We start from the raw sequence: 20,365 nt of genomic DNA on the forward strand, positions 1-20,365 counted from the left end.
AGGGTTCCATCCCTGCGCTGTCCCGCCGCCCCGGGCAGGCGTAGTCTCAGCCCGTTGCCGTGCCCATCCACTCTGGAGTGCCGCCATGCCGCTCGCCCGCATCGATCTTCGCAAAGGTAAATCCGCCGACTACCTGCAACGCGTCGGCGAAACCATCTACCAGGCCATGCGCGCGGTGGGGGTGCCGGAAAATGATCGCTTCCAGATCTTCCAGGAACACGCGCCCGGCACGCTGATCCACGACCCCGGCTACCTGGGCGTGGATCGCACCGACGACTTCATCTGCATCCAGATCACCTGGAACGAAGGGCGCACGCTGGAGCAGAAGAAGGCGTTGTACCTGGGCATTGCCGATGGCCTGCATGCGGCGGTGGGTATCCGCCGCGAGGATGTGTTCATCAATCTGGTGGAGGTGAAGAAGGAGAACTGGTCGTTCGGGAACGGTCAGGCGCAATACGTGAGTTGATGCGGGTGCGCTGCGCTGCTTCTTTAGGGCGTGCCAAGGCGCTGCGCTACTTGGCGAGCGGACGCGATTCGTGAATCAGTATCCTGGCGCTTGCGCCACGAAGCGGTGCGATGTCTTCAACCGTGCTGATCTGGACGCGGTAGCGACGTCGCGCCTGCAACGGCAGCAGCGCGACATGGAGTCGATAGGCCCCATCGCTGCCTCGTTGGGTCTGGGCATAGTTCAGTCCCGCATCGCGATGCCAGTCTGGCAGTGGCTGGCCAGATTGCGACTGTGCGATCTGGTAGGCGTCGGGGCTTGCCAGCGACTGCCACGTGCCGCCGGACCATTGCTGAAGTCCGACGCGTAAAGGAATGTGCAGGTCGCGCGGAGAAGCAGCACCTGGCGATGGGGAGAGGTGCTGCAGATCCAGCTCCACCGCATAGGTAAGGTAGCTGGCAAAATTGCGCGCCGTGGTTTCGAACTCGAACTGCACCTGTTGGCCCGGCGTGTCCACGGCGATGGGCTGTGAGAGTTCCAGCGGCTCTGGCGGTGGGGGCGGGCCCTTGTCGGCACAGGCGGCAAGCAGCGCGGTCAGGCCGAGCAGGCTGATGCGCAGCCGGTGTGTGATGCGGGTGGTCATGCGGATCCCTCTGGCTCCTTGCCGTGGCCATCTGAACGCTAACGTTGGCGAGGCGGGGCCTGCAAGCGTAGGGACTGCGGTGCGGTGCATTCACATGTCGCCGCTGGAGGCGAGCCCCTGCGTCACCGTGTCGCAGGGGCCAAACCCTGAACGGGATCCAAGGTTGGCCATCGCCCCGTAGAATGGCGGCGTGCGCCGTTCTGCTCTCCACCGCCGGTTCCAGGCCCTGGCATGGCTTGCCATGCTGCTGGTGCTGCTCGCCCCGCTGGTGAGCCGCTGGCTGGCGCATTGCCACGTGGCTGCCGCTGCGCCGGTGGCGGCCATGGACCACGCAATGCACGCAGAGCATGCGCTGCACGCGATGGAAGGGCAGCACGACCATCACGCGATGGCGATGCCGCACGGCGAGACCGCAAAGAAGCCGCCCGCCGATCCACATGCCGATCATGAGATGGGCGTGGACTGCGATTACTGCCTGATCGCTGCACGGCTGATCACCCTGCTGGTGGCGGCAGTGCTGCTGTTGGCGCCGATGGCACCGGTGTGCCGCGCGCTGCGCGGCGCGGTGCAGGCGTTGCCGCGACAGATCAGCGGCACGTTGGGCGCGCGTGGGCCGCCGGCCTTGATGGCCGCCTGAGCCGCACGCGCGCTGCATTGAACGTTCTTCCATGAGGTTGCCGGCCACGGCCGGTGCCCGCGCGCGCGTGTCTGTCCCTTTTTGATTGCTGCCCTGCCATTGCGGGGTGGCCTTGCATGCCGTGAAAAAATGAAAACGAACCCCAACCCCGCGCGTCTGCGCCGGGCGACGCTGCCTGTCCTGTGCGCGTTGCTCCTGCACACCGCCCCCGTACTTGCCGCTGACGCGGCCCCACCGACCACGCTGGATACCGTGCGGGTGGTCGATACCCGCGGCGGTGAACTGTCGTCCACCGCCAGCGCGGGCTCTGCGTTGGGCCTGAGCGTGTTGCAGACACCGGCCAGCCTGACGGTAATTTCGCGCGAGCAGCTGGAGCAGCGCGGCGACAGCAACCTCAACGATGCGATCAGCCGGGCGGGTGCGATCAGTGCCATGCCGCATCCGGGCAATGGCCTGAGTGCGCTGTCCAGCCGCGGCTTCACCGACGGTGCCTCGGTGATGCGGCTGTACGATGGGCTGCGCCAGTACGGCGGCGTGGGCATCACGTTCCCGTTCGATACCTGGTCGATCGAGCGCATCGAAGTGCTGCGCGGCCCGGCCTCGGTGATCCATGGCGACGGGGCGATCGGCGGCGTGATCAACATCGTGCCGAAGAAGCCCACGCGCGGCGCCATCGAGAACCAGATCAGCATGACCGTGGGCAGCGAGGACACCGCGCGGCTGGGCTTCGGCAGTGGTGGCGCGCTGACGCCTGAGCTGGCCTATCGGGTTGATGTGAGCGGCAACTACAGCGGTGGCTGGGTTGATCGTGGACGCAACAGCGACGCGACATTCTCCGGTGCGTTGCTGTGGCAGCCACGTGCGGACCTGCAGCTGATGCTCACCCATGCGCAGGGCTACCAGAAACCCATGCGCTACTTCGGCACGCCGCTGGTCGAGGGCCGCCAGCTGGAGGCGCTGCGCCACCGCAACTACAACGTGGACGACAGCGAGATCCGCTTCCGCGACCGCTGGACCCAGCTCGACGCGCTGTGGACACCGAACGCGAACGTGGAATGGCGAACCCGCGTCTACCAGATCGACAGCCAGCGTGATTGGCGCAATGCCGAGGCCTATGTCTACAACCGCGCTACCGGCTTGATCGATCGCTCGGGCAATACCGAGATCACCCACAACCAGGACCAGACCGGACTGACCTCGACGCTGCGTGTGCAGGGAACGGCGGGTGGCCTGCAGAACAACTTCGTGGTGGGCCTGGACGCCAACCGCGCGCACTTCAAGCACACCAACAACACCTATGCCGGCAGCTCGGGCCCGGTCGATCCGTTCGATCCTGTCCCGGGCCAGTTCGCCAGCGACGCGCCGAACCTGCCGCGCTACCGCAACCGTGCCGAGCAGTACGCGCTGTTCGTGGAAGACCGGCTGGCGCTGAGCGAGCGCTGGTCGGTGCTGGGTGGCCTGCGCCATGACCGCGCGCGCATTGATCGCACCGATCTGATCAGCGGCCAGAACGCGTTCTCAAAGACCTACAGCAGCACAGGCTGGCGTGCGGGTACGGTACTCGCGCTGCAGCCGACGCTGAGCCTGTATGCGCAGTATTCGCAGGCGGCGGACCCGGTCAGTGGCCTGCTGATGATCAGCCCGGCCAACGGCGCCTTTGACCTGGCCAAGGGCCGGCAGATCGAGGTTGGCCTGAAGCAGGCCTTCGACGGTGGCGAGTGGACGCTGGCGGCGTATCGCATCCGCAAGACCGGGCTGCTCAGCCGCGATCCGCTGGTGCCGGATCGCCGGGTGCAGGTGGGCGCGCAGACCTCGCGCGGTATTGAAGCGTCGTTGAACTGGAACTTCGCGCCGCGCTGGTCGCTCGATGCCAACGCGACGGTGCTGAAGGCCGAATTCGAGGACTTCCTGGAAACCACGGGTTCGCCGCCGATGCTGGTGTCGCGCGATGGCAACGTGCCGCCGAACGTGGCCGAGCGCCTGGCCAGTGTGTGGCTGAGCTGGCAGTTCGCGCCGGACTGGAGCGCGGCGGGTGGCGTTCGCTATGTCGGCAAGCGCTACGCCGATAATGCCAACACGCTGGAGTTGCCCGGTTACAGCACCACCGACCTCGCCCTGACCTGGCAGGCGGCACCGCACACGCGATTGTCCGCACGCCTGTTCAACGTGTTCGACAAGGCGTACTACGCCACCGCGTACTACACCAGCACGCAGTGGCTGCTGGGGGCGGACCGGCGCGTCGAATTCACCGTCGACCATCGCTTCTGAGGGCGCTGGCGATGACGATGCGTTCCACCGCCAAGCGCTGGACCTACCTGGTGCATCGCTGGCTGGGCATCGGCGGATGCCTGCTGATGCTGCTGTGGTTCGTCAGCGGCATGGTGATGCTGTTCATTGGTTACCCGAAGCTGACGCCCGGCGAGCGGCTGGCGGCGTTGCCGGTGCTGGGTGAGGCCCGCGACCTGCAGGGGCTGTCGGTACTGCCTGCCGCCGTGCAGGCCGAGCCGGAGGCTGTGGCATTGACCACGCTGCGTGGCGAGCCGGCGTATGTGGTGCGCAGTGGCAGCAACGTGGGCGCCTGGTCTGCCGTGACCGGCCAGGCGCTGCTGCCGGTGTCGGCACAGCGCGCCGAAGCATCCGCTGCGCAGTTCGCGGGCGGCCAGGCCTTCGTGGGTGCGATGCGCGTGAATGAGGATCGTTGGACGCATTCGCGTGCACTGGACGCGCATCGGCCGCTGTATCGGGTGGAGGTGGGCGGCGCGCAGCCGGGCGACCTGTATGTGTCCTCGCGTACCGGTGAAGTGGTGCTGGACGCTCCGCATGTGCAGCAGCGCTGGAACTATGTGGGCGCCTGGCTGCACTGGCTGTACTTCCTGCGCATGCAGTCGGTCGACCCGGTGTGGACGTGGGTGGTGATCGTGCTGTCCGCACTGTGCACGGTGGCGGCGATCAGCGGCATCGTGGTGGGCGTATGGCGCTGGCGTTTCCGTGGGCACTATCGTTCCGGTGCGAAGACGCCGTACGTGGAGTCGTGGATGCGCTGGCACCATCTGATCGGATTGTGTGCTGCGGCCTTCGTGTTCACCTGGATTTTCAGCGGGCTGATGTCGATGAATCCGCTGCAGGTGTTCAGCAGCCCGGCGGATGCGACGAATGCCGAGCGTTATCGCGGTGCGGTGGTGGCGCTGGATGATGCGCTGGCCCAGCCGCAGGCGTTGCTGGCCTCCGCGGCACGGGCGGGGTTTGCGCCGGTGGAGATCCAGTGGCGGCGTATCGATGGCCAGCTGTTTGCGGTGCTGCTGGACGGGCAGGGCGGTACGCGCATCGTCTCGCGCGTAGATGGGCAGCTGCAGCTTGCGAAGCAACTGCCGGTGGCGTGGCTGCAGCAGCGTGCACCGGTGTTGGGCACCGCACCGCTGCGTGCATTCACGATCCTGCATACACCGGATGCCTGGTTCTATCCCCGCGCGCCTGAGGCGATGAACGGTGCGGCGGTGCGGCGCTTCCCGGTGGCGGTGGCCGACTTCGGCGATGAACACGCCACGCGGGTGTACATCGATCTGGCCACCGGCGATCCGTTGCTGATCCTGGGCCATCGCGAACGCGTCGGCCGCTGGCTGTTCTACTTCCTGCACAGCTGGGACCTGCCGGGCATGCTACGGCAGGAGAACACGCGGCTGGGCGTGCTGTTGCTGCTGAGCGTCGCGGGTACGGGGCTGTGCGCGACTGGCGTGGTGATCGGCTACCGTCGCCTGCGGATGAAATTCGGCCGGCCGCGCCAGCGAAGGGGATGATGGCGGCCGGTCTCGCGTGGTGATACGCCCGTGCGTGATGATCGTTGCCACAGTCAATTGTCATCCGCCTTCGCTATGATGGGTCGATCTGAAGTGGGTACGCATATGGAAGTACGACTCACGCGCGAGCAGGTACTCGCGCTTGCGCCGGATGCGGCGTCGGCCAAGGCCGGCGGCGGCCTGGCCATCGATGGCAAATGGGGCCTGCTGGGTGCCGATGACGAGGCGCTGTGGGGCGAATGCCAGGGCAGCGGTTCCAAGCCCTACCAGACCCAGGTGGACCTGGCCGCGCTGGTCAGCCGGTGTTCCTGCCCCAGCCGCAAATTTCCCTGCAAGCACGGGCTGGCCCTGCTGCTGTTGTATGCCGCCGGCAACCCGCGCTGCGTGCCACAGGCTCGACCGGCGTGGGTGGACGAATGGCTGAACGGACGCCGCGACCGCGCCGCGCGCAAGGAGGCTGCCGTGGAGGCGGCCGCTGTTGCGCCGCCCCCGGATGCGCAGGCGCAGGCCGCGGCTACCGCCAAGCGCGAGCAGGTGCGCTGGGGCCGCATCGAAGCCGGTGCAGCCGAGCTGCAGCGCTGGATTGCCGATCAGTTCCGCCAGGGCCTGGCCAACCTGCCCGCCGATTTCCACGCGCAGGGCCAGACCATGGTCGCGCGCATGATTGATGCGCAGGCGCCGGGGCTGGCCAGCCAGCTGGAGGCTGCGCTGGGCGAGGGCATACCGGGCCTGGCTGGCCTGGGCGAACTGGGCGCGCGGCTGGGGCTGCTGCAGCTGCTGACCCAGGCCGTGGCACGCCGTGCGCAGTACGAACCGGCGCGACTGGCCGACCTGCGCGCCGCGCTGGGCTGGCCGGTAGACCGCGAGGCGGTGCAGCGCGATGGCGAGGCGGTGCACGACCGCTGGCACGTGCAGGGGCAATGGCTGCTGGAACAGCCGGGCAACCTGGTCGAGCGCCGCGTCTGGCTGCATGGGCTGGACAGCGGGCGCAGTGCGCTGGTGCAGGATTTCAGCCACGGCGGTCGCGGCTGGCAGGAACAATGGCGCACTGGCAGCGTGCATGCGGCGCGGCTGCATTTCCATGCCGGTAGTGTGCCGCTGCGTGCTTTGGTGAGCGAATTCGAAGCGGCCCGCGCTGAAACCACCACGCCCCGCACCGATACCTTCGACGCGGCCTCGCAGGCGTACGCGCGCAACCCCTGGTTGCCGCAGGTGCCGATGCGCCTGCAGGACGTCCACATCGCCCATGACGGCACGCAGTGCTGGCTGCAGCATGCCGAAGGCGCGCTGCCGCTGCAGCTGCCGGGCCTGCAGGCGTGGGCGTTGATGGCGTTTGCCGGTGGCCATCCGGTGTGCGTGATGGGTGAGTGGGACGGCCAGGTGCTGTTGCCACTGTCGGCATGGAATGCGCGCGACGAGCGCTGGGAAAGGAGTGCCGCATGAACCAGGCTTGGTTGAAGCCGGCGTTGCTGGGCATTGACCGCCCGCAGGTGATTGCCGTGGGTGGCGCGCTGGATGTGCTGCTGCAGGCGGTAGCCGATGCGGACGAACCGGCATTGGCCTACAGCCGCCAAGTGGGCGTGCTCGCCGCCTGCGAGCGCGCCGCCGTGCGCACGGCCGCAGCGGTGAGCGTGCCGCCACCAGTGGCGGATGACCCGCTGCAGTTGGCGGCCGACCACCCGTGGGTTGCGTTGCTGGCCACGGTGTTCCAGCCCGGCCAGTTCTCGCCTTGGGGCAAGCGGCTGCGGCTGCAGGCCTGCGCGCAGCTGGCCGCACACGGCCGGCACCTGCCGGTGGCGGTGCTGCCACAGGCGCTGGAGGCAGGCGCGCGCCTGGCCGTGCTGCGCGAGGCGCTGCGTGCGGTGCTGGGGGTGCGCGGTTACTGGCTGGCGGCCTGCAATCCGGAGTGGCGCTATGCGTCTGCACCGCTGGAAGCGCAGGCCAGCGCGGAGGAGGTCGAGCAGGTCTGGAAAGAGGGCAGCAGCGAGGCACGCCTGGCCGTGTTCCAGCAGCAGCGCCTGGAGGATGTAGCGGCGGCGCGTACGCGGTTGCAGGACAGCCTGAAGGAACTGCCCGCACGCGAGCGTGCCGCGTTCGTGGCCGCGCTGCAGGCGGGCCTGGGCGCGGACGATGCGCCGCTGTTGCAGGCCTTGTTGAAGGACCGCAGCCGCGAGGTGCGCGCGCTGGCCGGGCCGATGCTGGCGCGACTGCCCGACTCGGCGCACGCGGCATACCTGCAGGCGCAGATGGCGGCGTTGCTGCAGCAGTCGCGCAGCGGCCTGCTGCGTCGCCTGGCGTGGACGCTGGAGGCGCCGGCCACGCTTGACCCGGGCTGGGCCGAAGCGGCGATCGACGGCAAGCGGCCCAACGGCGAAGTGCTGGGCGAACGGGCCTGGTGGCTGTACCAGCTGGCGCGCCAGCTGCCGCTGGCCTGGTGGTGCCGCACGCTGGAAAAGCCGGCCGCCGAGGTCGTGGCCTGGGCGCGCGAGGGCGACTGGTACCAGGCGTTGCTGCGCGCGTGGCTGGAGCGCGTGGATGCCAGCGAACCGGAGTGGGTGGAAGCGCTGGTCGCGCTGAAGGAAACCCATGCGCGCAAGAGCGAGCTGCTGGCGTTGCTGCCTGCGGCGCAGCGCGAGCGGTACTGGCCGGCCAAGCTGCAGGACCTGATCGCACAGGGCCTGCTCGATGATGTGCTGGACAGCACCGGCGCGGCGCAGTCGTTGAGTGCGGCCTATTCGCAGGCGCTGGCCCCCAGCGTGGGCGCACTGTTCGGCGATGAACGCCTGCGCTACGACTACCTGCTGCGCGACCGCCTGCTGGAACTGCTGGCGGTGCTGCATCCGTCCACGCTGGCCGGCGTGCAGATCGCCGAGCCGCCGGCCACGGCCACCGACGCGATGCTGCACTGCGCGCAACAGGCGCGTGCGCTGCTGGCCCTGCGCCAGGCCCTGTATTCCCCCTTCTGATCGAACCCCTTACACACGGAGCCACCATGACCACTGCCGTCCTGCGCCAGCACGCCGAACACCAATACGCCGAGGAACTGGAGGAGCTGCGCCGCCAGGACAACCGCCAGCGCCCGGCCAACTGGACGATGTCGCCGTGGGCGGTCGTCACCTATCTGGTGGGTGGCACGCTGGACAACGGCTTCGTGGTCAGCCCCAAGTACATCGGTGACCGCCGGCTGATGGAAATCGCCGTGGCCACCATCGCCACCGACCGCGCGCTGCTGCTGTTCGGCGTGCCGGGCACGGCCAAATCCTGGGTGTCCGAGCACATGACCGCGGCCATCAGCGGTGATTCGACCCTGCTGGTGCAGGGCACCGCCGGCACCAGCGAAGAGCAGATCCGCTACGGCTGGAATTATGCGCAGCTGCTGGCCAACGGCCCCAGCGAAAAGGCCCTGGTGCCCAGCCCGATGATGAACGCGATGCGCCTGGGCAAGATCGCCCGCATCGAGGAACTCACCCGCATTCCTGCCGACGTGCAGGATGCGCTGATCACCGTGCTTTCGGAAAAGACCCTGCCGGTGCCCGAGCTGGGCAGCGAAGTGCAGGCCGTGCGCGGCTTCAGCGTGATCGCCACGGCCAACAACCGCGACAAGGGCGTCAACGAGCTGTCGAGCGCACTCAAGCGCCGCTTCAACACGGTCATCCTGCCGGTGCCGTCCAGCGAGGAAGACGAAGTGGCCATCGTGCTCAAGCGCGTGGGTGAACTGGGTACGGCGCTGGACCTGCCGGCCGAGCCGCCGGCGCTGCAGGAAGTGGCGCGCGTGGTGCGTATCTTCCGCGAGCTGCGCAACGGCGTCACCGAGGATGGCAAGTCGAAGCTGAAGAGCCCGACCGCTACGCTGTCCACCGCCGAGGCCATCTCGGTCATCAACAATGGCATGGCGCTGGCCGGCCACTTCGGCGATGGCGTGCTGCGCCCGGCGGACATGGCCGCTGGCATGATCGGCGCCATCGTCAAGGACCCGGTGCAGGACGCGCTGGTGTGGAAGGAATACCTGGAGACGGTGGTGAAGGAACGCAGTGAGTGGAAGGATCTGTACCGCGCCTTCCGCGAACACGCCTGAGCAGGCCCGCGCCGATGAGTGAAGGGACTTCCCTGTTCGGCATCCGTCACCACGGCCCGGGCTGCGCGCGCAGCCTGCTGGCCGCGCTGGACGCGTTGCAGCCCGACTGCGTGCTGATCGAGGGTCCGGCCGGTACCGAGGACCTGTTGCCGCACGTGCTGGATGCGGCCATGCAGCCCCCCGTGGCCCTGCTGTCCTACCGCGTGGACGACCCGCAGCTGGCGGTGTTCCATCCGTACGCGCTGTACTCGCCGGAATGGCAGGCCCTGCAATGGGCCGCGCGCAATGCGGTCGAGGTGCGCTTCATGGACGTGCCACCGGCGTTGTCGCTGGAGTGGCTGGAGCAGGCGCGGCAGGCGCCGCCGCAGGACGAGGATGCCGAGGATGCCGAGGCAGACGATGCTGCTGAGGCCGCCGCCGAAGAGGCCGCCGAGGAGCGCCCGGCCGATCCGCTGGACTGGCTGGCACGGGTCGCCGGCCACGCCGATGGCGAGGCCTGGTGGAACCACATGGTGGAGGAACGCGGCGATGGCCAGGGGCTGTTCGAGGCGATTGCCGAAGCGATGACCGCGCTGCGCGAACACACCCTGGATTATCCCGGCCGCCGCGGCGAGCAGGAAGCGATGCGCGAGGCGCATATGCGCGCGGCACTGCGCGCGGCAAGCAAGAACTTCAGCCGCGTGGCCGTGGTCTGCGGCGCGTGGCACGTGCCGGCGCTGCAGCCGGCGGCGCTGCGCGCCAACAGTGCGGCTGCCGACAACCGCCTGCTGAAGGGCCAGAGCCGGCGCAAAACGCAGAGCACGTGGGTGCCGTGGACCTACCGCCACCTGAGCGCAGGCAGCGGCTACGGTGCCGGTGTCGATGCACCGGGCTGGTACGACCACCTGTGGCGCAATGCCGGGGTGCATGGTCAGCGTGCGGTGGGCTGGTATGCGCGGGTGGGCCGCCTGCTGCGCGAACACGGCCTGGACTGTTCGTCCGCGCATCTGATCGAGGCGACACGCCTGGCCGATACCCTGGCGGCCCTGCGCGGGCGCCCGGCGCCTGGCCTTGAGGAGATCGGCGAGGCCAGCCGCAGCATCATCTGCAATGGCGACGATGCGCCGATGCAGTTGATCCGCGAGCAGCTGCTGATTGGCAATGCGCTGGGCCAGGTGCCTGACGGCGTGCCGGTGGTACCGCTGCAGCGTGACCTGGAAGCGCAGCAGAAGCGCCTGCGGCTGAAGCCCGAGGCACTGGAAAAGACCCTCGACCTGGACCTGCGCAAGGACAACGATCTGGCCCGCAGCCACCTGCTGCACCGCCTGCGCCTGCTGGGCATTGAATGGGGCCGGTTGGCGCGCTCCGGCCACGCTGCACGTGGCACCTTCCACGAACTCTGGCAGCTGGCCTGGCAGCCGCATTTCCTGGTGGCGCTGGTGGAAGCCAGCCGCCATGGACAGACGCTGGTGGATGCGGCGTCGAACCTGGCGGTCAGCCAGGCACGCGCAGCGGCTGACCTGCCGGCGTTGTCCGAGCTGGTCGACCAGGTGCTGCTGGCCGATCTGCCGCAGGCCGTGCAGGCCATTGCGGCCGAACTGGAAGCGCGCGCGGCCACCGATGCTGATCCGCTGGCCCTGCTTGGCGCGCTGCCGCCGCTGGCCAACATCCATCGCTATGGCAACGTGCGGCAGACCGAGGGCGTGCAGGTCGCGCACCTGTTTGACAGCATGCTGGAACGCGCGGTGATCGGCCTGTCGCTGGCGCTGACCGGACTGGACGAAGCACGCGCGGAAGCGGCCCGCGAGGTCGTGCTGGCTGCCGAGCGGGCGATCAGCCTGCGCGACGATGCCGACGGGCGCGATGCGTGGCGGCAGGCGCTGCGCCGGGTCGCGCTGTCGCAGGCCAGCACGGCACTGCTGCGTGGTGTCAGCCTGCGCCTGCTGTTCGATACTGGCGCGCTGGACGCCGGCACCGTGCACACCCAGTTGCAGCAGCAGCTCTCGCCGGGTGCCGAGCCGCTGCAGGCCGCGCAGTGGCTGGATGGCTTTCTCAACCGCAACGCCACCGTGCTGCTGCATGACGATGCGGTGTGGCGGATGATCGATGACTGGGTGGTGAGCCTGGATGAAACCCAGCTGGTGCGCGTGCTGCCGCTGGTGCGGCGCACCTTTGCCGCGTTCGAGGCGGCTGACCGCCGCGACCTGGGCACCCGGGTTGCGCGGGCCACTGTGACGAAGGCGGTGGCCAGCGAAGCCCCGGACTGGAACCTGGCACGCGCCGAGCGCGCGCTGCCGATGCTGCGCGAACTGTTGGGGATTGCCGGATGAGCACGCCAGACGACCTGTCCAATGACACAGTGGGCCAGCTGCCCACCACGCGCGAACAGCGCTGGCGGCTGATCCTGGGCCAGCAGGCCGATGGCAGCTGCGGCGCACTGCCCAAGCCCCTGCAGGGCATCGACCAGGCGCTCTCCGCGCTATACGAACCGGAGGGCCAGGGCGGCCTCAACCGGCGCGGCGGGCGAGGTGGATCGGCGCCGAACGTGGCGCGCTGGCTGGGCGACATCCGCCGCTACTTCCCTTCCTCGGTGGTGCAGGTGATGCAGCGCGATGCCCTGCAGCGGCTCAACCTGACCCAGATGCTGCTGGAGAAGGAAATGCTGGAGCAGGTGCAGCCGGACGTGCACCTGGTGGCCAACCTGATCGGCCTGGGCCAGGTCATCCCGGCGGAGACCAAGGACACCGCGCGCATGGTGGTGCGCGCGGTGGTCGACGACCTGCTGCGGCGGCTGGAAGAGCCCATGCGTTCGGCGGTGACCGGTGCACTGGACCGTACCCGCCGCAACCGCCGGCCGCGCCTGGCCGAGATCGATTGGCACCGCACCATCCGCAGTAACCTGCGGCACTGGCAGCCGGAACTGCGCACGGTGGTGCCACAGGAACTGGTGGGTTATGGGCGCAAGGCGCGCAAGCCGCAGCGCGAGGTGCTGCTGTGCATCGACCAGAGCGGCTCGATGGCGGCTTCGGTGGTGTATTCGAGCATCTTCGGTGCGGTGATGGCCTCGCTGCCGGCAGTGTCCACGCGGCTGGTGGTGTTCGACACCGAAGTGGTGGACATGAGCGAGCAGCTGGACGACCCGGTCGATCTGCTGTTTGGCGTGCAGCTCGGCGGCGGCACCGACATCCATCGCGCGGTGAGCTATTGCCAAGGGCTTATCCGCGGACCACATGGCGCGATCCTCGTGCTGATTTCCGATCTTTACGAAGGTGGAGTGGAGGACAAGCTGCTGGCGCGTGCGCACGAGCTGGTGGAGTCGGGCGTGCAGTTCATCGTGCTGCTGGCGCTGAGCGATGAAGGTACGCCGTCCTACGACCAGCAGCTGGCAGGCAAGCTGGCCGCGTTGGGCGTACCCTCGTTCGCCTGCACGCCCGATGCGTTCCCCGGCCTGATGGCCGCTGCCATCCGACGCGATGACATCAACCAGTGGGCCGGCGCCAATGGCCTGCTGGCGACCCGTGGCCGCTGACGCGGCGCAATGACCGAACCCGATTGGATTCCATCGCATGACCCCCGCTGTCCATCACCGCCTGCGTATTGCCGGCGACCAGTACACCGGCCAGAAAGTGGTCGACCAGCAGTTCCATGAGTGCGATTTTTCCGGTGCCGACCTGACCGCCACCGAGTTCATCAACTGCAGCTTCTACGATGCCGACAGCCGCAGCGGCTGCCGCTTCAATGGCGCCACATTGAAGGAGGCCAGCTTCCGCAGCTGCGACATCAGCATGTGCCACTTCAACTTCATCAAGGCGCTGGGCCTGGAGATCAGCGAGTGCCGCGCGCAGGGTGCGGATTTCAGCAACGCCAGCTTCATGAACCAGATCACCACGCGCAGCTGGTTCTGCAGCGCCTTCATCAAGAAGTCGAACCTGCGCTATGCCAATTTCTCGCGGGTCACGCTGGAGAAATGCGAACTGTGGGAGAACCGCTGGGACGGTGCAAACGTCAGCGGCGCCAGCTTTGCCGGCTCGGACCTGTCCGGTGGCCAGTTCGAGGGAATCGACTGGAACAGCGCCAACTTCACCGACTGCGACCTGACCAATTCCGATCTGGGCGAGCTGGACCTGCGCAGCACCAACCTGCGTGGCGCCACGCTGGATGTCCAGCAGGTGGCGCTGTTGATGCAGCGCATCGGCATCACGGTGGTGCCGTAGGCATCAGCCGGCGTACGCCACCCAGCCCTTGAAGCTGAAGCCCGCATAGAACAGCTCCACATCGTCGAAGCCGGCCTCCTGCAGCAGCGTCACTTCCTGTTCGGGGGCCAGCAGCGGCAGCCGCTCGGCAATGGCGTCGATCGCGCGCTGTGCATCGGCGTGGGCAACGCCGGAGGCTTCGGCGAACGCGGCGTAGCGCTGCAACCAGCGCAGCTTGCCGGCCGGATCCTGCGGCACGCTGTGGTGGGCCACCACCAGCGGCGCACCGGGCTGCAGGCGCCTGTGCAGCTCCCGCAGCGTGTGCAGGCGCTGCGCGCCGTCGAGGAAGTGCAGGGTCAGCAGGCAGCTGGCACCATCGAAGCGCACGTCGGGGGCATCGTCGATGTAGCCTTCCAGCAACTGCACGCGCGACATCAGCGGGCCCAGTGTCTGTTCGGCCAGGGCCAGCATCGGTGCAGCCGGGTCCACGCCCAGCAGCTGCCAGCCCGGCTGCGCCTCGGCAAATGCCTTCAGCTCCAGCCCGCCACCGGCGCCCAGCACCAGCACGCGGCCCTGCGCAGGAACGTGTTCGGCCAGCAACAGGCGACTCATCTGCTGCAACGCGAGGAAGCCCGGCACTTGGCGCAGCGGGCCCTCGGCATAGCGGGCAACGGCCTGCGGATCGGAGAACGAAGACATGCGTGCATTCCTGCAACAGGGACATACCACTGTACCGTGGCATGCAAGTGCCTTTGCCGCGGGTCGCTCCTGCCTGCGCTGACCGGCTTGCATCCAGCTCAGCGCAACGCCCGCGCCAGCACCTGCCAGATCCTCGGGTCCTGGCACTGCGAGACGTTGAAGCGCAGATAGTCGGCCGCGCGCTGCGACTGGCTGAACGCGTTGCCCGGCGCCAGCACGATGCCCTCGCGCAGGCATTGCCGCGCCAGTGCGGCGGCGTCGCGGCCGTCGGGCAGCTGGCACCACAGGAACAGGCCGGCTTCCGGCTGCAGCCATGGCGTGATGCCCAGCGCCTGCAGTTTCCGCAGTGTGTGCCGGCGTGCATCGGCCAGGCGCGAACGTATCGACTGCATGTGGCGGCGGTAACCGCTATCGGTCAGCGCGATGTGCATCAACTGCGCGGCCAGATGGCCGCCGCCAAAGCTGGTCGCCAGCTTCAGGTCGGTCAGTGCTTCTATCCAGTCGTGGCGCGCAGCGATGTAGCCGCAGCGCGACGCTGCCGACAGCGTCTTGGAGAAACTGCCGACGTGGATCACCCGTGACAGTCCATCGAGCGCGGCCAGCCGCGGTGCCGGCTGCAGTTCGAAGTCGGCGAAGATGTCGTCCTCGACGATGATCAACTCGCTGCGTTCGGCCAGGCCCAGCAGGCGGTGCGCGGTGTTGGCCGAAAGCACCGCGCCGGTCGGGTTGTGCAGGCCGGAATTGGTGATGTACAGCCGCGGCGAATGCGCCTGCAGGGCTTGCGCGAACGCCTCCAGGTCCGGGCCGCTGTGCGTGTACGGCACGCCGATGGCCTGCACCTGGTGCGCCTTGAGCAGCGCGTGGTAATTGAAGTAGCTCGGGTCATCGACCAGCACGCAGTCGCCGGGCTTGAGCAGGAAACGGCAGAGCAGATCGACCGCGTGCGTACCGGATTCGGTCAGCAGGATCTGCTCCATCGGTGCATCGATGCCAAGCGTGGCGCTGCGCCTTTGCAGCAGCTGGCGCAACGCGGGCAGCCCGAGCGGACCGGCGTAGTCCACCAGTTGCATGGCATCGGCACGCGACAGCCGGCGCAGGCCGCGGCGCACGCCATCGTGATACAGCCAGTCACTGGGCATCCAGCCGCACCCTGGCTTGAGATCGCCCGCGGGCGTTTCCAGCGATTGCCGTGATACCCACAGCGGATCCACCGCGCGATCCAGCCGCGGCTCCATTTCAGCCAGCGCCAGCGGTGCGGCCGGGCCACTGACGTAGAAGCCCGAGCCTGCGCGCGCACTGATCAGGCCTTCGGCCGCCAGGCGCTCGTAGGCCTCGACCACGGTGGAGACTGAAACCCCCATGGTCGCCGCCTGCGCACGTACCGAAGGCAGGCGGGAGCCGGGGCCATCCACCCGTGCACTGATGCGGGTGCTGACGGTCTGGATGACCGATTCGATGCGGGTGAGCGGGCGCGGCATGGTGGAACCGTAGTGGAAGTGTGGGCAGTACAGTTACTTGCGGCTGTACTGGATTGTAGCTGGGGTCGTTCCGCGCCGGATGCTTCCATACAGGTGCAGCCGGGCATCGTCCGGCACCTTCAGGAGTACAGGCGTGGAACGGCCGGCGAGTGGTTGGATCAATGGCTTCATCGGTGTGGTGATCTTCGCCGGCTCATTGCCGGCCACCCGCCTGGCGGTGCTGCAGCTGGATGCCGGGTTCGTCACCGCTGCACGCGCCACCATCGCCGCGGTGCTCGGTCTGGGGCTGCTGCTTCTGCTGCGCCAGCCATGGCCGCGGCGCGGCGACCTGCCGGGGCTGGTGGTGGTCAGCCTCGGCGTTGTGGTCGGCTTCCCGCTGCTGACCGCGCTCGCGCTGCGTCACGCGTCGTCGGCGCACACCATCGTGTTCCTTGGCCTGCTGCCGTTGAGTACAGCGGTGTTCGGCGTGCTGCGCGGTGGCGATCGGCCGCGCCCGGCGTTCTGGCTGTTCTCGTTGCTGGGCAGTGCCTGCGTGGTCGGCTATGCCGCGCGCAACGGAATCGAAGCCTCGTTGCAGGCCGACCTGCTGATGCTGGCGGCGATCGTGGTGTGCGGGCTGGGCTACGCGGAAGGTGGTCGGCTCGCCCGTCATCTGGGCGGCTGGCAGGTGATCAGCTGGGCACTGCTGCTGGCGTTGCCGGTGATGCTGCCGCTGACGGTGCTGATGCGCCCGGCCTCGTTCACTGCGGTCGGTGCCTCGGCGTGGTGGGCACTGGGCTACGTGGCAGTGTTCAGCATGCTGATCGGCTTCCTGTTCTGGTACCGCGGGCTGGCCCAGGGCGGCATCGCTGCCGTCGGCCAGCTGCAGCTGCTGCAGCCGTTCTTCGGCCTGGCCCTGGCCGCGCTGCTGCTGCACGAGTCGGTCAGCCTCAGCATGGTGCTGGTGACTCTGGTCGCGGTGATCTGCGTCGCCGGCGCGCGCCGCTTCAGCCGCTAGGAAAAAGGGGACGGAGGGGATTAAGTCGTTTCAGGCACAGCAGGACCAATTACGACTTAATCCCCTCCGTCCCCTTTTCCGGGCGGAAAAGGTGCGCAACGGCGTAGTCGATGAACACCCGCAGGCGTGCACTGGGATGGCGCCCGCCGGGCCACAGCAGCGAGAACTGCCCCTGGTGCGTGGGCAGTGTGGGCAGCACCTGTTGCAGGCGGCCATCGGCCAGCGCGTCAGCGGCGAGGAAGTCAGGCATCCAGGCCAGGCCCATGCATCCGATCGCAGCGGCCAGCACGGCTTCCATGTTGTTGCAGGTCATCGCCGTGGGAAGGCGCGCCCCGGCGTCGCCTTCGATGCCCGGCAGCTGCCACGGATGCAGCTTTCCCGTGGTGGGGTAACGGAAGCGCAGCGCGGTATGCATGCGCAGGTCGCCCACATCGCCGGGCGTTCCATGCATCTGCAGATAGCCCGGCGCCGCACAGAGGATGAAACGAAAACCCCCCAGTCGCCGTGCGGTCAGGCTGGAATCAGCCAGTTCGCCACTGCGTATCACCGCATCCAGGCCTTCGCTGACCACATCGACGATGCGGTCGTTGAAGTCCAGTTCCAGCTGCACCTGCGGATAGCGTTGCTGGAAGCCGGGCAGCACCGGCAGCAGGAAGCGGTAGCCGATGGTGGGCAGGCCGATGCGCAGCAGCCCGCTGGGGGCGTGCTGTCGCTGCGCCAGGTCCGCCTGTGCTTCGGAAAGCTCGTCCAGTGCACGCCGGCAGCGCTGCAGCAGCAGTTCGCCTTCGTCGGTGAGATGCACGCGGCGGGTGGTGCGCTGGAACAGGCGCGTGCCGAGTTCCTGTTCAAGCCGGGCGATGCGCTTGCCGACGGCCGAGGCTGACAGGCCGAGTACGCGGGCGGCACCGACAATGCTGCCGGCCTCCGCGGTGCGGACGAAGGCGAGCAGGGCGGAGATGGAGTCCATGCTTGGATGATTGCGGAACATCTGGCCGCAATCAACATCCACCGAGCCTGTTTTTCTGGAATAGCGGCCTGTCCATCATCAATGCCCCTGATGGATGGAGGCCCGCATGGCCCCGGATTCGATGCTCCCTGTACCTGTCCGCGCGCAGCAGCGCTGGGCGCTGCTTGCGGTCTGCCTGGCCGCGCTGGCGTTGCCGTTGTCCTTCTCTGCCGGTGCAGTCGCGGTGCCGGCGCTGGCCCGTTCCGCGGCGGCATCGCCCACCGCGCTGGCCTGGGTGACCAACGCCTTCATGCTCACCTTCGGCAGTCTGTTGCTCGCTGCGGGCGGCTTGGCCGATCGATATGGCCGTCGGCGGCTGTTCCTGCTGGGCACGGCGGGCTTCACCACCGCCACCGCCGCCGTCTGCCTTGCTCGCACGCTGCTATGGCTGGATCTGGCGCGCGGGTTGCAGGGCGTTGCCGCGGCGGCGGCGCTGGCATCCGGCACGGCGCTGCTGGCACAGGCCTGGCAGGGGCCGGCGCGTGCCCGTGTCTTCGCCCTGCTGGGCACCACGTTCGGCATGGGGCTGGCGTTGGGGCCCTTGCTCGCGGGCCTGCTGCTGCAGACATTGGGATGGCGCAGCGTGTTCGCCGCGGGCGGTGTGCTCACGTTGGTGGCCTTCGGCCTGGGGGCACGCGCGTTGCCTGAAAGTCATGGCGAGCGCCGACCGCTGGATATCGGCGGCATGCTGAGTTTCAGCCTGACGCTGGCGGCGTTGACCCTGGCGCTGCTGTGGCTGGGCGAGTTCGGCCTGCATGCCGCGCGCGTGCGGCTGGCGCTGCTGGTGACGCTGCTGTTGGGCGGGGTGTTCGTCTTCATCGAACGGCGGCACCCCTCACCGTTGCTGGACCTCTCACTGTTCTCACAACCGGCGTTCCTCGGTGTCCAGCTGCTGCCGGTGGCGACCTGCTTCGGCTACGTGGTGCTGCTGGTCGCGTTACCTCTGCAACTGCTGGGCGTGCATGGCCAGAGCGCGACGCTGGTGGGACTGCAGATGCTGGCGCTGTCCGCGCCGATGCTGGTCCTTCCGATGCTGGCCGCGCGTTGGGCGGAGCGCGTGGGAAGTGCGCGGTTGTGCACGCTGGGTCTGCTGGTGTGCGCCGCCGGCCTGTACCTGTTGTCGCGGCAGGCGTCGCACCCGTCGCCCGCGCAGTGGGTGCCGCTGCTGATGCTGGTCGGCGCAGGCACGGCTTTGCCGTGGGGGCTGATGGATGGACTGTCGGTGAGCGTGGTACCGGTGCAACGTGCCGGCATGGCCGCAGGCATATTCGGAACCGTGCGGGTGGCCGGCGAAGGCATCGCGTTGGCCGCAGTCACTGCCTTGCTTGCGCTGCTGATCGGCCATCAGCTGCAGGGCGCGTCGCCGGCACCGCTGGTGCGTGCCGGTGCCTATCTGGCCACGGGGGCGCGGGAACAGGCGCAGGCACTGCTACCGACGATGAGCCGCATGCAGCTGCAGCACGCCAGTAGTGAGGCGCTGGCGACACTGCTGCGTGTACTGGCGCTGCTGACCGCCGCCTGTGCCGCCGTGTTGCGCCTGTTGCTGCGGAAACGCACAGGTGCCTTGGTCGGGGACATGGTGTAGCAGGCTCATCGCCGCCTCCGCCGTCATCCCGCTGTCGTGTCCCGCTCACGCCGCCTATGCCCACCCGGGCCTAGTGTTGATCGTCCCCGTCCCCCACGGAGACCCGCCATGTGGCTGCTCGACCATCTTTGGCCCAGCCGTCGACCCCTTCCTCCCCCGGTCGAGGACGCGCCACAGGCACCGTCACGCCGGCCCTGGCTGAAACGCCCGGCGCGGGCCGGGCGCAGCGGCATGGCGCCCTGGCAGAAGGTGGCCACGCCACCGCGGCGCACGCGCCACTAGCCGGTGCGGTCTGATGGGTGGTTGACCCCGTCGCTGACCGGGATCACCCCCAGCGCGAACGGGTCGATGCCCTCCAGGCAGGCCACGTTGTAGCCGTACTGGTCGGGGTTGGAGCGGCGCCGGTGATGGGTGTAGATGCCGCACACCCCGCAGAAGTAGTGCTCGGCCACATGGGTGTTGAACTGGTACTTCTGCAGGTGATGCTGCCCGCGCACCACCTGCAGGCCCTGGCGGGGGACGCTGGCGGCGATGGCACCCCGGCGCCGGCACATCGAGCAGTCGCAGCGGCGCGGGTCGACGATGCCGTCCGGGAGGTCCAGCAACAGCTCGACCGTGCCGCAGTGGCAGGTGGCGCGGTGCTGGGGTTGGACCGGAACGCCGGCCACGGAAGTGATGCCCATCGTTGCTCCTGTGAGGTGAACCTGGCCGCATGGACCGCCGCAGACGGTGCGCCGCGGTCCCTGAACGGGCCGTAGATGCCACGGTGAACCCGCTTGTGGCTAACTATGCGGCTTCGGGACCGCGACAGGATGCCAGTGAGAGCCGCAGGAC

At 68.4% G+C, this 20,365-nt stretch carries 17 protein-coding genes; 12 read left to right on the forward strand and 5 right to left on the reverse strand.

What is annotated here, in order from left to right; all coding sequences use genetic code 11:
• Positions 1 to 85 precede the first annotated feature (85 nt).
• Positions 86 to 466 (forward strand): tautomerase family protein, encoded by a 381-nt coding sequence (locus tag AC5P6H_RS13725; protein ID WP_014646195.1) that lies wholly within the window; start codon positions 86 to 88, stop codon positions 464 to 466.
• A 46-nt stretch (positions 467 to 512) separates the two neighbouring features.
• Here AC5P6H_RS13725 and AC5P6H_RS13730 read toward each other — a convergent pair whose 3' ends face one another.
• A complete protein-coding gene (locus AC5P6H_RS13730; RefSeq protein WP_495202764.1) occupies positions 513 to 1,088 on the reverse strand; it encodes a hypothetical protein in 576 nt (191 codons plus the stop codon).
• Between the two features lie 241 nt (positions 1,089 to 1,329).
• Here AC5P6H_RS13730 and AC5P6H_RS13735 point away from each other — a divergent pair, with 241 nt between their 5' ends.
• The 9 genes from AC5P6H_RS13735 to smqnr all read left to right on the forward strand — a co-directional run bounded on the left by AC5P6H_RS13735 (position 1,330) and on the right by smqnr (position 13,787).
• Entirely contained in the window at positions 1,330 to 1,725 is a 396-nt protein-coding gene (locus AC5P6H_RS13735; RefSeq protein WP_495202815.1) for a DUF2946 family protein, read from the forward strand.
• 129 nt (positions 1,726 to 1,854) lie between these two features.
• Entirely contained in the window at positions 1,855 to 3,993 is a 2,139-nt protein-coding gene (locus AC5P6H_RS13740) for a TonB-dependent receptor (protein ID WP_495202765.1), read from the forward strand.
• Between the two features lie 11 nt (positions 3,994 to 4,004).
• Positions 4,005 to 5,519, forward strand: coding sequence for a PepSY domain-containing protein (locus tag AC5P6H_RS13745; protein ID WP_241884069.1), 1,515 nt, complete (start codon positions 4,005 to 4,007; stop codon positions 5,517 to 5,519).
• Positions 5,520 to 5,624: 105 nt separating this feature from the next.
• Entirely contained in the window at positions 5,625 to 6,962 is a 1,338-nt protein-coding gene (locus AC5P6H_RS13750) for an SWIM zinc finger family protein (protein WP_495202766.1), read from the forward strand.
• Positions 6,959 to 8,485 (forward strand): DUF5691 domain-containing protein, encoded by a 1,527-nt coding sequence (locus tag AC5P6H_RS13755; protein ID WP_049405060.1) that lies wholly within the window; start codon positions 6,959 to 6,961, stop codon positions 8,483 to 8,485. Before AC5P6H_RS13750 ends, AC5P6H_RS13755 begins: the two co-directional genes overlap by 4 nt.
• A gap of 26 nt (positions 8,486 to 8,511) precedes the next feature.
• Positions 8,512 to 9,594 (forward strand): ATP-binding protein, encoded by a 1,083-nt coding sequence (locus AC5P6H_RS13760; protein WP_049405058.1) that lies wholly within the window; start codon positions 8,512 to 8,514, stop codon positions 9,592 to 9,594.
• Positions 9,595 to 9,608: 14 nt separating this feature from the next.
• Positions 9,609 to 11,903 carry a DUF5682 family protein gene (locus AC5P6H_RS13765; protein ID WP_495202767.1) on the forward strand — a complete coding sequence of 765 codons (2,295 nt, stop codon included), beginning with the start codon at positions 9,609 to 9,611 and terminating at the stop codon, positions 11,901 to 11,903.
• On the forward strand, positions 11,900 to 13,102 hold the full coding sequence (locus AC5P6H_RS13770) for a VWA domain-containing protein (RefSeq protein WP_495202768.1): 1,203 nt from the start codon (positions 11,900 to 11,902) through the stop codon (positions 13,100 to 13,102). The genes AC5P6H_RS13765 and AC5P6H_RS13770 overlap by 4 nt, the downstream gene beginning before the upstream one ends.
• Positions 13,103 to 13,139: 37 nt before the next feature.
• Entirely contained in the window at positions 13,140 to 13,787 is a 648-nt protein-coding gene (gene smqnr, locus AC5P6H_RS13775; protein WP_100449558.1) for a SmQnr family pentapeptide repeat protein, read from the forward strand.
• Positions 13,788 to 13,790: 3 nt separating this feature from the next.
• Here smqnr and AC5P6H_RS13780 read toward each other — a convergent pair whose 3' ends face one another.
• The gene (locus tag AC5P6H_RS13780; protein WP_049441007.1) at positions 13,791 to 14,465 is read right to left on the reverse strand and encodes a class I SAM-dependent methyltransferase; all 675 of its coding nucleotides are present in this window, start codon (positions 14,463 to 14,465) and stop codon (positions 13,791 to 13,793) included.
• Positions 14,466 to 14,563: 98 nt separating this feature from the next.
• Positions 14,564 to 15,943, reverse strand: coding sequence for an aminotransferase-like domain-containing protein (locus AC5P6H_RS13785; RefSeq protein ID WP_495202769.1), 1,380 nt, complete (start codon positions 15,941 to 15,943; stop codon positions 14,564 to 14,566).
• Between the two features lie 133 nt (positions 15,944 to 16,076).
• On the opposite strand from AC5P6H_RS13785, the gene AC5P6H_RS13790 reads away from it, so the two are divergent.
• On the forward strand, positions 16,077 to 16,940 hold the full coding sequence (locus AC5P6H_RS13790) for a DMT family transporter (protein WP_495202770.1): 864 nt from the start codon (positions 16,077 to 16,079) through the stop codon (positions 16,938 to 16,940).
• A 49-nt stretch (positions 16,941 to 16,989) separates the two neighbouring features.
• Here the strand turns inward: AC5P6H_RS13790 and AC5P6H_RS13795 are convergent, their stop codons facing one another.
• Positions 16,990 to 17,907: a LysR family transcriptional regulator gene (locus tag AC5P6H_RS13795; RefSeq protein WP_241887201.1), complete on the reverse strand. Its 918-nt coding sequence runs from the start codon at positions 17,905 to 17,907 to the stop codon at positions 16,990 to 16,992.
• Positions 17,908 to 18,013: 106 nt separating this feature from the next.
• On the opposite strand from AC5P6H_RS13795, the gene AC5P6H_RS13800 reads away from it, so the two are divergent.
• Positions 18,014 to 19,531 carry an MFS transporter gene (locus tag AC5P6H_RS13800; RefSeq protein WP_495202771.1) on the forward strand — a complete coding sequence of 506 codons (1,518 nt, stop codon included), beginning with the start codon at positions 18,014 to 18,016 and terminating at the stop codon, positions 19,529 to 19,531.
• A gap of 278 nt (positions 19,532 to 19,809) precedes the next feature.
• On the opposite strand, the gene AC5P6H_RS13805 is transcribed toward AC5P6H_RS13800, so the two are convergent.
• A complete protein-coding gene (locus tag AC5P6H_RS13805) occupies positions 19,810 to 20,214 on the reverse strand; it encodes a GFA family protein (protein WP_014646209.1) in 405 nt (134 codons plus the stop codon).
• Between the last annotated feature and the right edge of the window lie 151 nt (positions 20,215 to 20,365).

This window comes from Stenotrophomonas sp. YJH_SMC_110, from assembly GCF_059369255.1.

Coding starts and splice junctions, on each gene's coding strand:
- AC5P6H_RS13725 (WP_014646195.1), top strand. CDS start 86: ATGCCGCTCGCCCGCATCGATCTTCGCAAAGGTAAATCCGCCGACTAC.
- AC5P6H_RS13730 (WP_495202764.1), bottom strand. CDS start 1,088: ATGACCACCCGCATCACACACCGGCTGCGCATCAGCCTGCTCGGCCTG.
- AC5P6H_RS13735 (WP_495202815.1), top strand. CDS start 1,330: ATGCTGCTGGTGCTGCTCGCCCCGCTGGTGAGCCGCTGGCTGGCGCAT.
- AC5P6H_RS13740 (WP_495202765.1), top strand. CDS start 1,855: ATGAAAACGAACCCCAACCCCGCGCGTCTGCGCCGGGCGACGCTGCCT.
- AC5P6H_RS13745 (WP_241884069.1), top strand. CDS start 4,005: ATGACGATGCGTTCCACCGCCAAGCGCTGGACCTACCTGGTGCATCGC.
- AC5P6H_RS13750 (WP_495202766.1), top strand. CDS start 5,625: ATGGAAGTACGACTCACGCGCGAGCAGGTACTCGCGCTTGCGCCGGAT.
- AC5P6H_RS13755 (WP_049405060.1), top strand. CDS start 6,959: ATGAACCAGGCTTGGTTGAAGCCGGCGTTGCTGGGCATTGACCGCCCG.
- AC5P6H_RS13760 (WP_049405058.1), top strand. CDS start 8,512: ATGACCACTGCCGTCCTGCGCCAGCACGCCGAACACCAATACGCCGAG.
- AC5P6H_RS13765 (WP_495202767.1), top strand. CDS start 9,609: ATGAGTGAAGGGACTTCCCTGTTCGGCATCCGTCACCACGGCCCGGGC.
- AC5P6H_RS13770 (WP_495202768.1), top strand. CDS start 11,900: ATGAGCACGCCAGACGACCTGTCCAATGACACAGTGGGCCAGCTGCCC.
- smqnr (WP_100449558.1), top strand. CDS start 13,140: ATGACCCCCGCTGTCCATCACCGCCTGCGTATTGCCGGCGACCAGTAC.
- AC5P6H_RS13780 (WP_049441007.1), bottom strand. CDS start 14,465: ATGTCTTCGTTCTCCGATCCGCAGGCCGTTGCCCGCTATGCCGAGGGC.
- AC5P6H_RS13785 (WP_495202769.1), bottom strand. CDS start 15,943: ATGCCGCGCCCGCTCACCCGCATCGAATCGGTCATCCAGACCGTCAGC.
- AC5P6H_RS13795 (WP_241887201.1), bottom strand. CDS start 17,907: ATGGACTCCATCTCCGCCCTGCTCGCCTTCGTCCGCACCGCGGAGGCC.
- AC5P6H_RS13800 (WP_495202771.1), top strand. CDS start 18,014: ATGGCCCCGGATTCGATGCTCCCTGTACCTGTCCGCGCGCAGCAGCGC.
- AC5P6H_RS13805 (WP_014646209.1), bottom strand. CDS start 20,214: ATGGGCATCACTTCCGTGGCCGGCGTTCCGGTCCAACCCCAGCACCGC.